The 12,301-nt window shown below is 41.7% G+C and carries 12 protein-coding genes; 3 read left to right on the top strand and 9 right to left on the bottom strand.

All coding sequences use genetic code 11. The annotated features are described in order from the left end of the window. The first annotated feature begins 75 nt into the window (after positions 1 to 75). A complete protein-coding gene (locus MA_RS16880) occupies positions 76 to 309 on the top strand; it encodes a hypothetical protein (RefSeq protein WP_048065643.1) in 234 nt (77 codons plus the stop codon). A 450-nt stretch (positions 310 to 759) separates the two neighbouring features. Here the strand turns inward: MA_RS16880 and MA_RS16885 are convergent, their stop codons facing one another. Beyond that, positions 760 to 1,038, bottom strand: coding sequence for an ACT domain-containing protein (locus MA_RS16885; protein ID WP_011023169.1), 279 nt, complete (start codon positions 1,036 to 1,038; stop codon positions 760 to 762). A 463-nt stretch (positions 1,039 to 1,501) separates the two neighbouring features. Between MA_RS16885 and MA_RS16890 the strand changes: the two genes are divergently transcribed. After that, positions 1,502 to 1,891 (top strand): DUF2769 domain-containing protein, encoded by a 390-nt coding sequence (locus tag MA_RS16890; RefSeq protein ID WP_011023170.1) that lies wholly within the window; start codon positions 1,502 to 1,504, stop codon positions 1,889 to 1,891. A gap of 164 nt (positions 1,892 to 2,055) precedes the next feature. Here MA_RS16890 and MA_RS16895 read toward each other — a convergent pair whose 3' ends face one another. Next, positions 2,056 to 2,565, bottom strand: coding sequence for a shikimate kinase (locus MA_RS16895; protein ID WP_048065644.1), 510 nt, complete (start codon positions 2,563 to 2,565; stop codon positions 2,056 to 2,058). A 465-nt stretch (positions 2,566 to 3,030) separates the two neighbouring features. Between MA_RS16895 and MA_RS16900 the strand changes: the two genes are divergently transcribed. Beyond that, the gene (locus MA_RS16900; protein ID WP_157860291.1) at positions 3,031 to 3,375 is read left to right on the top strand and encodes a DUF2769 domain-containing protein; all 345 of its coding nucleotides are present in this window, start codon (positions 3,031 to 3,033) and stop codon (positions 3,373 to 3,375) included. 94 nt (positions 3,376 to 3,469) lie between these two features. Here the strand turns inward: MA_RS16900 and MA_RS16905 are convergent, their stop codons facing one another. From MA_RS16905 to MA_RS16940, 7 genes are all read right to left on the bottom strand, one after another. Continuing rightward, positions 3,470 to 3,883 (bottom strand): hypothetical protein, encoded by a 414-nt coding sequence (locus MA_RS16905; protein ID WP_011023173.1) that lies wholly within the window; start codon positions 3,881 to 3,883, stop codon positions 3,470 to 3,472. A gap of 647 nt (positions 3,884 to 4,530) precedes the next feature. Beyond that, positions 4,531 to 5,064, bottom strand: coding sequence for a tRNA (cytidine(56)-2'-O)-methyltransferase (locus MA_RS16915; protein ID WP_011023175.1), 534 nt, complete (start codon positions 5,062 to 5,064; stop codon positions 4,531 to 4,533). A gap of 79 nt (positions 5,065 to 5,143) precedes the next feature. Further along, positions 5,144 to 6,664 carry an AMP phosphorylase gene (locus MA_RS16920; RefSeq protein WP_011023176.1) on the bottom strand — a complete coding sequence of 507 codons (1,521 nt, stop codon included), beginning with the start codon at positions 6,662 to 6,664 and terminating at the stop codon, positions 5,144 to 5,146. 434 nt (positions 6,665 to 7,098) lie between these two features. Continuing rightward, the gene (locus MA_RS16925; RefSeq protein WP_011023177.1) at positions 7,099 to 7,974 is read right to left on the bottom strand and encodes an EamA family transporter; all 876 of its coding nucleotides are present in this window, start codon (positions 7,972 to 7,974) and stop codon (positions 7,099 to 7,101) included. Positions 7,975 to 8,448: 474 nt separating this feature from the next. Continuing rightward, positions 8,449 to 8,658, bottom strand: coding sequence for a hypothetical protein (locus MA_RS16930; protein ID WP_011023179.1), 210 nt, complete (start codon positions 8,656 to 8,658; stop codon positions 8,449 to 8,451). 1,044 nt (positions 8,659 to 9,702) lie between these two features. Continuing rightward, positions 9,703 to 9,924, bottom strand: coding sequence for a hypothetical protein (locus MA_RS16935; protein WP_226990638.1), 222 nt, complete (start codon positions 9,922 to 9,924; stop codon positions 9,703 to 9,705). A 1,149-nt stretch (positions 9,925 to 11,073) separates the two neighbouring features. Continuing rightward, on the bottom strand, positions 11,074 to 12,243 hold the full coding sequence (locus MA_RS16940; protein ID WP_048065645.1) for an ABC transporter permease: 1,170 nt from the start codon (positions 12,241 to 12,243) through the stop codon (positions 11,074 to 11,076). Between the last annotated feature and the right edge of the window lie 58 nt (positions 12,244 to 12,301).

Raw genomic sequence — 12,301 nt, forward strand, 5'->3', positions numbered from 1 at the left:
GACCGTTCAAACAGTTTAAAAGTAATTCTGAAGCTGTAAGACATGCTATAAAAGAGACGTATGGAGTTTCTCAAAATGAACCTAACCGAAGAATTAAAAGCAAGAGATAAAACAATGCTTATACTCACGTTTTTTGCATTCGCTGGATTTGTAATAATGAAGGTATCTGCCGGATTCGACACAGGTGTATATATCGGTCTTGGATTGACCCTCGCTTCCGCAGGGTTGGCAGTTATTCACAGGACGAAAAATAGAAAAGTGAAAGCTGACCCTCAGCAAAGTGATGTAAAGCCAGTGAAAATTAGCTAATACCATGATGAATGAGGGATGATTCATAAAACTCAATTATAAATCCCTAAGCCAAGCTGCTTTCGCATGGTGTACCTGTTTTATGTAAAACGGGACCGATCCCAAGTATTTAAAAATAGCACTTTACCTGTGGGATATAGGAATTCCTTTTTTGTGTGTCTGTTTAGTTGTATTTATTCTAACTTCTCCCTTCAGGAGGGAATATGACACATATCATCAATAAAATGGCCATAGAGAAAAGAAAGCCAATAAAACATAAGTTGTTTAATTTTTCAAATATGTTTGCTTACTCCACGGTTCCATTTTTTTAAAGAGTTAACCGAAAAGAAGGAATTTCAAGGCTTTGTTTCTTATCACCTCTGCAGACACAAAAGGAAACAATTCGGTTTTAAATAATCGTTTCCAGGATTTCGTTCGGATTTATAAGCATGAAAAAAACCTCCTCACAGCTCAGATCCTGTGCATGAAACGGAAAACATCCTCATGCTGCACCTTGACCTCGACTCCAAGGCTCTTTCCTTCGGCGTCCATAGCGTGCTGGAAAGCTGCAAGGTCAAAGTTTTCCTTTGGGGCTTCTGCTAGCATGATCATGGTAAAGATGCCCTGCATAATAGTCTGGCTGATATCGACAATATTTACATTGTAACTGGCCATAACCGTGGTAATTCTGGCAACAATTCCTACCCTGTCGCTGCCAATAACCGTGATAATGAAACGGCTTGATGTCATGAAATATCTCCTGTTGATCCTGCCTTTATTTGCAGGTTTATAATGAAAGCTATAAACAAAGAATTTTGTCCGGATTGAAGACCCGATAGATAATAACTATCCCTGGAAATCTTCTTTATATCCCTAAACCGGCTTTAATAGTTAAGCTTTTTTGCCACGATGAGATAAAAAATCAGTCACTGAAACAAATAGTCTATAATATAGACAGTTGAATTCAAAAACGATGTTTTGACTTTAGATTGCCTGTAAAGATGCCTGCAAATATCCTGGGAATATGAATGAGGAGGAAGGTTCTCCGCTTTCCAGGATAAATTGGAAACAATTGTTTAGTTAAAGTTCTCTTAAGAGCTCTTTGACTGCCTGGAGTAATAAATATGCAAAGATTTTTATGTTTGGATTTTTATTATTATATATAAATTATAAAAGGGGTTGTTAATCGGGTATCAATTTTGGGGACTACTATATGGGGAGAGATACACCAACCGAAGAAAAAAGCTCTATGGCACCTAAAGGCGGGAACATAACTTTTGAAAAATGTACGGATTTTGCAGTTCCTTACGTGTGGGAAAACATTAGTAGATGTAGGTGCCCGGAGTGTCCGGTCCAGGCTGACAGTCGGTGCGCACAGGATAAAATTAAAAGTTCAAGAAAAGCAATGGAATATATGCCTGCAGGAGACGTCCCGTATCCAGAGTATATCCCGGGTGTATTTTGCTCGGAAGGTAAGTCCCTATGTAAGGACCTTAACTTTGACAGACAATACATTTGTGATTCATGTGATGTCTGGAAAGAGTATGGTCTCAAAGATGCGGATCCGAATAACCACTTCTGCCAGCAAGGCAGATCAACTTAATTTATTAAGAACAGTAAATCCTGGCTAATACTTTACTATTACTCAAATGACGTTAATATACTGATATTTTTGTAAAGGGGGGAATAATTATAATTTCGGTTGTCGGTTTTGGGAAATAAAACAATACAGGTTAACCTGCAAGCCTCTGAAAGTTGATCTTCGGATCAGGGCTCTGACCCAAAACAGAGCTGAATTATCTTCCCCGCAATTCTCTGAACATTTTCCTTTCCTTTAAGTCTTATTGAAAAGTCGGCATACTTCTTATACAAGACCAGCCTCTCTTCAAAAAGCTCTTTAAGGCTCCTGTCCCTGAGCCCTACTATACCTCTCTTTCTTGCGTTAGGGATCCTTCTTACGATGCTTCTGAAAGGAGCGTCCAGAAAGACTATCTTCGAGATTTTTTTCAGGTGCTCCATGGCTTTTTCGGAATAAACCACGCTCCCTCCGGGAGAGATAATACAGTTGTCCATCTGCTCAAGTTCCAGAATAGCTTCTTCTTCATACCGGATCAAAGCCGAATCCCCCTGTTTATCAATCAGAGCCTGGAGGGGCATACCTGTCCTTTTCGTAATAATCCCGTCAACGTCAATAAAGGTATAATTCAAGCGTTTTGCAAGTGCCTTGCCTATAGTACTCTTCCCCGCTCCTGCCATACCAATTAAAGTTATATTCATAGGACCCGCTTCCTTAATCCAAAAAAAAACAGGGAAGCTCCTGCCCGAGAATTCCCTGCATAACTCCCTGTATAATAGGAAGTTTACGGGACAAAATATAATCTCCTGATATATAAAGGGTACAACATCAGCATTTTCATGGAAAGGATAAAAATTCCGGAAAAGAACTTAAATTTTCAGGAAAAGCCGTGAATTTTCAGGACAACTGCACATAATTTTCACAGCAGTTTACCTGAAAACAAAAAATCCGGAAAGCCGAAAAACCTCCGGTGAAAAAAACCTGTTTTCCGAAATGGTAATTCAGTTCGATCAACAGGCTGAAATTTGAATTTGCTGCAAAACCGCAAACTGCTCAGAGTTATAGGCATTAAGCTCCCAATCATAATAAAATAGAACATTAGAAACCGTGCAGAATATCAAAAAAGGATGGGGCACTGGAAAAAGGCGGAATATCAGAAAAAAAATATGACGCTGGAAAAAAGAATGAACGCTGAAAGGGCAGGGGATCGAAAAAAAGGACTAGAGGAACGGGAGAAAGGGGAAAGGAAAATGAACTACAGGGAAATGAGCCACGAAGAAATAGAGGGAACCAGAATACAGATCCAGGAGCTCTGTATCTGTAAATCATGCCTTACATGGGATCCTTGTGCAGAGAAAATTGGATTCTGCTTCCCTGCAGTCGGAAAAAACAGGTGCATCAAAAAAGATAAGGGATGCATTTGCGGGCAGTGCCAGGCTGCGGCAAAATTCAGGCTCAATCAGGATTATTATTGCATTATAGGGCCGCAAAAAGAGAAATGGGAACTTTGAAGAAATAAGAATCGAAAAAAGCATTCAAAAAGGAGAAGGACAGAAAAAATAAATGTCTAAAAAAGATTTGTAAAAAATGGAGTATTAAGGAAGCTTATTTTCTCAGATGCTGTTCCTTTTTACTCACGGAAGGATTGAGGGAGTTTAGGCTGTAGATGCATTTTTCAACCTCTTCTGAGGAGTGCAGAAGGGCGTATATGTATTCCGAAAGGACAAAACTGCTGCCAGAGATATAATGCCTGAATAGGGTCCAGGTTGTCAACTTATCCACCTGTTCCAGGGAAATAATCGCAAGGTACATGAGAACCCGGATGAGGAACACAAGATGGAGTACAAGCATTTTGACCCAGGGGCTGTCCGAACTGATAGCCATCCCGCAGATCCAGTTGCAGAGTTTCAGGGAATGCGAGAGCATCCGGATTTTATAAAAGTGTAAAAAAATAGCCAGGACTATCAGAAGAAATACAGATCCAACTAATAAATCCATTTCCTGTACTGTCAAGTCCATATGTCCATTATCCTTACTTCCCGCTATTATTTTAATTTATTCTTTTTTATGGCCCGGTTTTCAATTAAAATAAGTCAGAAGTTTGCTGAAAACAGGTTCAGGCTCATACCTTTCTATTTAAAGCTCACTCCATAAGGTCTACCAGAAAAAGAGTCAGGGAAACAAGCAGGAGTAAGGAAAACGGAGGGAAAATAAAGAAAAGCAGAGAGGAATAAAGAAAAGGAGAAGGAAAAAAACAGAAGACAGGTAAAGAATACAAGAAAAAGACAGGGAGGAAAAAACAAGAGGAGAATACAAAACAAGAAAACGGGATAGAAAAACGGCAGGGATGCCCGACAAATAAAGTGTCTGACAGGAAAAGTTTGTCTACATGCACCCCTTAACCGGACCTTACCTCAATATTCCGGAACCGTTATTGGATCGTACCTGTCAGCCCCTTCTGGCAAGAACGAAAACGGGAAAACCGGATACTGCTATTAGCAGGAGGACTGGTCTGCCTATGACATCCATCCTATGCGGAACTTCTATTTAATACTTATCTTAAAATTCGTAATAATAGACGAGATCGCACCTAATTAAAGACTTTTAACTCTCAGAGACCCCTCTATTTTCGAAAAAGATCAGAGAGTGAAAATCTATCGCCAGGCTTATTCTCTAATATTTTCGATTACATGTTTGCCCCTTTCAGCGGGAACAATTGTCAGTTCAGCTCCTGGAAACTCTTTTTCAAGTGGCTCGCCCTCAGCAATCCTGTCCATTGTGATTGCAACTGCAGCAACTTCGGAATGAGGTTGGCTGCCTACAGCTACGTTCCAGTTCGCAAGCTGGTAAATTTCGGGAGGGACTTTTTCTGCACCTACGACGATCATGAGCTTTTTGCACTTTTTAAGTTCCCCAGTCACATCCGGCAGGTTAACCCCGTACATGGAAAGGTGGCAGACTTTTCCGCCTTCTTCTTTCCAGGCTCGGATTTCCTGCTTGAAGTTGACGTTATTTTTAATGTAAAAATCTCCACCCCAGCGCCGGACCACATCTTCAAGGCTATGCACTATCCCCTGGTCATCAGAAGCAAGAAGCATGCCTTCAGCTCCAAGCATCCTGGCGGTCAAACCAACATGAGTGGTAATCCTTTTATCCCTTTCAGGGCGATGCCCAAGGCGCAGTAATACAATCCTCTTCATGCCGGCTAAAACCCTTACAAGGTATTAAAGGGTTTCATTGAAGTTTCATTGAAAAAAGAAGAAAAAGGAAATATGGGTCTCACTGGAATCCATAAATTCCCGGGATTCTCTTCAGAAGCATGCCTTCGACTATTATCGGATTTGTCCTCTGGGCGGTAGTCAGTGCGAGATCGAGTTTGAATTCTTTTTCAGCATAAATTGTGAGAATGGCATCTCCTTTTTTGACCTGCTCTCCCATTTTCTTGTGGATTGCAACCCCGGCTCCTTTGTCATTGGGAGCTCCTGCAAGCCTGGCAATCTCAATTATCCACTTGTTGTCAAACTCAATAACATACCCGTCTGTAGAAGCATAGATGTCAGCAGTGTACTGCCCTACCTGGATATCATCGGACTTAATGTTAGGGTCTCCGCCCTGGGCTTCAATGATCTGTTTCATCTTTTCAAGGGCTTTTCCGTTCCGGAGTGTTTCCAATGCAAGCTCTTTTCCGCGGTCCCTTGGAGCCGCTCCTCCCATCTCAAGCAGAATGCCTGCAAGGGCAGCACTTTTTTCAATAAGGCTGTTCGGGCCTTCCATGCTTTCCAGCACTTTCATGGCTTCCCTTACTTCCAGACAGGGGCCTACTCTTCTCCCAATAGGAGACGAACCATAAGTAATGGCACACTCGACATTCATTCCAAGTCTGTGCCCGAGGTTTATAAGGTCCCTTGCCAGTTTCTGCCCCTCCTGAACCGTCGGAACCTTCGTACTCGGCCCTATGGGGATGTCCATTACCACATTTTCGGCCCCGATAGCTCCTTTTTTTGCCATGATCGAGGCAAGCATCTGGTAGTAAGGGTCAATGGACAGGGGGTATTCGACCCTGATAAGTTTGTCATCCGCAGGTGCGATGTTTGTGGCTCCTCCCCAGACAAGCGCACCTCCTACTTTCTCAGCTATCTCCTTGACTTCCTCTGAGCTGAACTCAACGGGACTGAGAACTTCCATGAGGTCTGCAGTCCCGCCCGCACCTGTGATTGCCCTGGAACTGGTCTTGGGGATGAGAAGCCCGTTTGCAGCGACGATAGGAACAACGAGAAGGGAAATCTTGTTCCCGGGTACCCCTCCTATCGAGTGCTTGTCCATGACAGGATGAGTGTCGAATTCGATCGTATCTCCGGTATCGATCATGGCCCTTGTCAGCCATTCTACCTCGTCATCGGTCATCCCGTGGATATAAGAAGCTGTTATAAAAGCCGAAAGTTCGACATCACTGAGGTTTTCTTCCACGATATCGTTTACAAGTAATTTGATCTCATCCTGAAGAACAGACTTTTTGTCCAGCATCTTCTTGATAACGCCTGAAGATTTTGAGCGTAATGCCGGAACAACTTCAACCGGCTTATCCCAGTCCTCGAAGTGCTCGTAAACTTCAGAAAAAACGCCCAGAGTACCTGGAGGAACCATATCCTCGGTTGTATCCACAATGGCAGAAATGCTCTGATGCCCACGGATGCGGACCCTATCACCCGGATTTACTCCCAGTTCCTTTGCATCGGCAACATTGAACATAACTTTGTGTTGCCCGATTTTTATATCAAAATGTTCAAGATTCAACCTCATCGACTAAACACCTTCTTTTTCATTCTCAATATGATTGTGACCTTGTCATTGTAATTTATTTCGCCTGAATTAGCCATCTATTTATTTTAGACAGGGTGCTTGCAGATGGCCTGAAAGAAAGATTTGGAATAATCAGAATGGTCGGGATAATAGCAAGCATAGAGAAGGTAATGGAATTAATATAGCCCAGATATTAAACTGAAGTGACATATTAACCTTTACACTAATTTAAGTGGCTCTTAAGTGGCTCCGTAAAACTCCATTCCGGGAGGGAAGAGAGTCTCGGGAAAAAAACATCAGGAGAAATATAAATAAAAAATATTGAAGAAAATACTAAAGGAAGAAAGTTCAGTAAGAAAACATTAAAGAAAAAAGGTTCGGAGAGAAAAACATTGAAGAAAAAAGGTTCGGAGAGAAAAACATTGAAAAAAATTTCACTTTCGTTCCTGTACCATTACAACTGCCACAAGTACGAGCAGAACCCCTGCTACCTGCCAGCCTGTCAGTATTTCCCTGAAAATGAAAAAACCTGCAAGGGTGCCCACAACAGGTTCGATGGTTGCTACTATGGATGCCCTGCTTGACTCGACTTCTTCAAGTCCTTTTGTGTAAAGCAGATAGGCAAGTACGGTGGGAAAAAAACCCAGTCCTGCGAGGTAGACCCAGAAAGCCCCTATGGAAAAAGCCCCTGCAGAATTTTCGAAGTTGCCGAGAGGCAGAAGGGCAAGGCTTGCAAAAATGAAGGTATACGCTGCAATCGTCATGGTATGGTACTTTTCAAGAGCAGCTTTTCCGAAAATGCTGTAGAGGGCATATCCAAAGCCTGCCCCCAACCCTGTGAGAAGCCCTGACCATGAAAGGGTAAGAGAATCCCCTATCCCTGGAAGATAACCAGCCACAAAAGCGCACCCCACAAGGGTTAACCCCAGAGAAAAAAGTTTTTTTACACCCAGGTTTTCCCCGAAGAAAACCCTGGAAAGGACTGCAACAAATGCCGGAGCCGTATAAAGCAAAGTAACGGCAATTGCAATCGAAGTTTCCCTGATTGTGGTAAAATAGCAGAGGTTAAAGAAAGCAAGGCTGAAGATGCCTGTCCCCACAAAATAAAGGGAATCCCTAATCCTTATTTTCAGTAGTTCCGGCCTGGTAAAAAGAAGATACACAAGCATTAGAACAGCCGCTGATAAAACCCTGAGAGTCACAACCTGAAGCGGGGAAAATCCGAAACCATAAAAGCCTCGAACAAAAATACCAATCGTACCCCACAGGACAGCCCCTGCAGCAATCAATAAATATGCCCGTTTTTGCATCTCATAACCTTCTTTTTCCAGATCTTCAATTTAGTGTACTTTAACAAGGGTTTACTATTACCCGGGTTTACTATTTCTAGTCTTGTAATTCATTCTTTCCTAACTTTCAACCATTGTACCCGGAAGACAAAGTACATAGACTGTATCACTCGGGATGCGCTTCGGGCTTCAAGCCTCTATATCTGTATCCCCTGCCTTCACAGATAGTACATATGCTCAGCTAATTACCGCAAATTAGTATGCCTGAGCGAAGCTCACTTTTCCAATAATAGTCTGCTTGAGCGAAACTCACTTTTCCAATAATAGTCTGCTTGAGCGGAGCGAAACAGACCGCGCACTGCAGAGTCGCAACTCTGCCGAAATAGACAGCGCACTGCAGAGCCGCAACTCTGCTGGCGCAACTATACAAAAGTAAGGATAAAAAATAGATAAAAAAGGGTCCATTAATAAAAATAAACATGGACTTAAATGCAGTTATTTGTACTTATATATAGAAACAAGACCCCTGGCAACAGCTATTGAAATTATGGATATCAATACTGCAGTTAAGAGAACCATGAAAAGATTTTCCTGTTCAGCAAACTGGAACATAAAATAAAAGAGAATAACACTCAACACTACTCCAACAAGCAGCAGGACTGCTGCCGGTCCTCCCAAAATCTTCTCGGTATCCTTCTTGCTCATACAGACAGTCTCTCCTGAGATAGTTCACCAGCAAATTCTCTTAGCTTAAGAATGCCGATTCTCAGGATATTATAAGAGAATCGGTTATCGAATTATATGCTTAAAGTATGTACAGCCTTCTAAGCTCCAAATAAATTTATAGTTTTTGATTTCGAAAAACGTGATACCCTCAGAAGAACCTGTTTTTCGCTTCAAGAGTCTTGCTTCAAGAGTTTCGCTTCCCGAGTTTTGCTTCTGGATCATGGGAAATCGAAGATTTTCTGGGAGTTGCGATGCAATCGAAACAGCACGAGATCCTTTTCACTATTTTCGCTCGCTCAAGCGGACTATACTTGATAGGTTTTAGCAGTAAACTTCGCTCAGAGGGCTAATTTATGAGTTATAAAGAACTATTTCTTTGACCCACATACAACCTTATTCGTCATCTTGTGTCGTTCTTGCCAAGCTCGACTTAGGAAGGCGGTCTTTCCAAAACGCATATGAAATTCTTCAAATAACAGGCACAAAGTAATAAAAGTACTTTTCAAATCAAGTACTTTCATGCCAAAAGGCGAATTAAGACCCTAATTTGACAGATTCTGCTAATTAATACAGTATTTTCTTACACAAAACACATTGCATTGACACACTACATTTTAGTAAATTAAAAAATGTCCAAAAATCATAAGATGCAAGACAAAACTTTGAATTGTATTAAGAAAACAGAAGCATGAAGCCCATTTCAACATTACAAAATGTGTGCTTCTGTCAAATTTGTGTTAAGAAGAAGAAAGAAGAGAAAATAAAAGCTATAAGATGAAAGTGACATGAAAAGAGCAATCACTATATGAAATCGAAAAAAAATCGGCACGCGTACAAAAAAAGAATTAAGCACGCATTAAAAGCACTGTTTTTACCATATTTTTCACGACAGACGGACGCATCATTCTTGACAAGGGACTACATAGCCTGAAGATGCCGTATGCAAAGCTTCTGGAATTATACCAACTAATCAATCAGAAATCATTCAATTATTCGAAAATAAGTGATTGGAAAATTAAGTTTTCAGAGAAACTCAAGGCAAAGGCATACGTAATATTCTCTTGCAACCTTTTTTAACCAGTCTGGGACTACGCAGTATCTGTCAACAACAAGCTCGTTCAGGTAGTAGAGAGACTCTTCAGATTTTAATTCGCTGAGCCTCTTTACAGCGGTCCTTCTCGACCAAGCAGATCGCTCTTCGTCAAGGGCTTCTAGATAAAGCTGGTATTCTTTGCTATCGTCCATTATAGTAAAATTATCTACCAAAGAATATAAATATTTGTATCCGGTGTCTGGAGCAGCGATATCCAGGAGCTCTTCAAGAGACTTTAAGGGGATATGGGTGTATCTTTCGACTGGTGGGACATTTATAGGACCAATAGAGGAAGTATCCGGATGGAGGTATCCGATAATTGACGCTGACAGCCTGGGAACTCAGAGCATAAAAGGTAAGAATTTCTGATTCCAGGGGTCTGGGACCGAGAATCCGTTCTCAAATGTTAACTTTGTGCTACAGGTTTAGAACACAAATATACATAGCACAAATATACATCCTGCTTTCGGCAGGTAACTTGTTTTTTTCGTAATATTTTTACTGATAGCGTTTTTGCTAGAAAACACATTATTCCTGATACTAGACATTATTGCAAAAACGACTCATTGTTTATATATGCCGTGAGATTTGGGTCATATGTTAACCAGTTTTGAACCCAACATATATTACATAATGTTTGAAAAACGCCATCATTAAAAATACTTAAAATCTAATGTCGACCTGCCGACTATAGGATACATAGCACAAATTCAATTTCAGAAATTCGGTTCCAAGAAAGGTGGATTCGGTAAGGAAAAATAGGAAAAAAGAATTCCCATGCAGTGATCAGTTGCTGAGAATTCATGCACAAGGTCTTTTTGTTCGCTATTGTTCGCTATGCTTACGAAGTAAGTAATCATTCGTCAAAAAAGATATATAATTACCGGGATTGAAATTTTAATCCGGCTGACATATTGTCTCGCGTTGAAATGTTTAATGCAAACAATTATTTTAAGGCAACCACCAATTTTTTTGCATTCAAAAACTATTTTGAATGAATGGCTGAAAAAAAGCTGAAAAAGGGCAAAAAGTACTAATTAAACAGACAGTTTTCCGTGCGTAGAACATACCTGTTCAACTATACTTATCTGCGCAGTCATACCAATATGTATTCATATATACTTATCTATGCTCCTTATTTTACATGAGGTTTCATTTTGTACTCAGGTCTTACCGGCACTCGTTATTACCTTTTTCATTTCATGCTTCCATACCTATTGTTCTAACGGAGGCCGGATTATCAGGCTTTATTTCCTGCAGGTTATATCCCTTCGAACATCCAGATCAGAACTCCGGAAGTTTTACCTTGTGCTTATTGATTTCACAGGGTCCAGTTTTGCCGCCTGCCGCGCAGGATAAACTCCGGTAATCAGGTTCAACAAAAAAACGGCGGCAATAATTAAAACGATGTCCTGAGCGCGGACAACAATCGGGATAAAGGAAATACCACCGTAGACATCCGAAGAAGCTGCCGGGATTTCATACCCGCCTATAGCCAGGGATATAAGAACTCCTGCAAAGGTACCGAAAAGGGCACCCAGCAGGCCCAGAATCCCACTCTGGAGGATGAAAATCTTCTGGATACTTGAGACAGGGGCTCCCATAGCACGGAGCATGCCTATCTGACCCGTTGCCCCGATAACCGAAAGGTTCAGGGTACTGACCACTCCAAAAGAGGCTATGACGATAATAAGCCCGTAAACGACATTGTTTGAAGTGCTTTCGATAGCAATGGTACGGAGGATTGCAGGGTTTGTCTCGGTCCAGCCTTTTGCCTCATAACCGGTTTTCCCGATCTCGGCTGCGACTTCCCGATCCATGTTAAAATCCTGGAGCCGGACTGAGATGCCATTAACCACATCCGGAACATCGTAAAATTCCTGAGCAGTATCCAGAGAGGTGTAAGCAAGGGATTCGTCCAGAGGAGAGCCTGTATGGAAGATCCCTACAACTCGAAGTGAAAGGGGATTTGCATTCGGAAAAGACACATCTATGGAGTCCCCCACGTTGACTTCAAGTTTTTCCGCCAGCTTTGAGCCTATAACCACTGTATTTACAGAAAACTCGAGCTCACGGAAATTACCTTCAACCATATCTGCTTCAATCGAACTGATTTCATCTTCCCGTAAAGGGATCACACCTTTGAGCTCGGCATTGAGGGAGTTATCCTTGAACCTGAAAGAAGCCTGCCCGGTAAGAAAAGGAGAAACTGCAGTGACCTCTTCGATAGAACTTATCTCTTCCATGAGTGTCCCGTAGAGATAGATGTAATCTTCACCTTCCTGCGGAGAGACCGAGACTTGAGGGAGTTTGTCGACGGTAGTGTCGTAAAGCTCCTCGGTAAAACCCACCATTAGCGCCTGGGAAATCGTGAGTACCATCACAGCAAGGGCTATTGCACCTACCGAAAGAAGAGTCTGGAATTTTCTTGCCCGGATCTGCCTGAGGGCGATAAAGAGTTCATAACGCATGGGGTTCACGGCTTTTGAACTTTACTTGGATTTTTTCCTATCCGGATGTTTACTGTCC

It is taken from the genome of Methanosarcina acetivorans C2A (assembly GCF_000007345.1).
In the GTDB taxonomy this organism is placed as follows: domain Archaea; phylum Halobacteriota; class Methanosarcinia; order Methanosarcinales; family Methanosarcinaceae; genus Methanosarcina; species Methanosarcina acetivorans.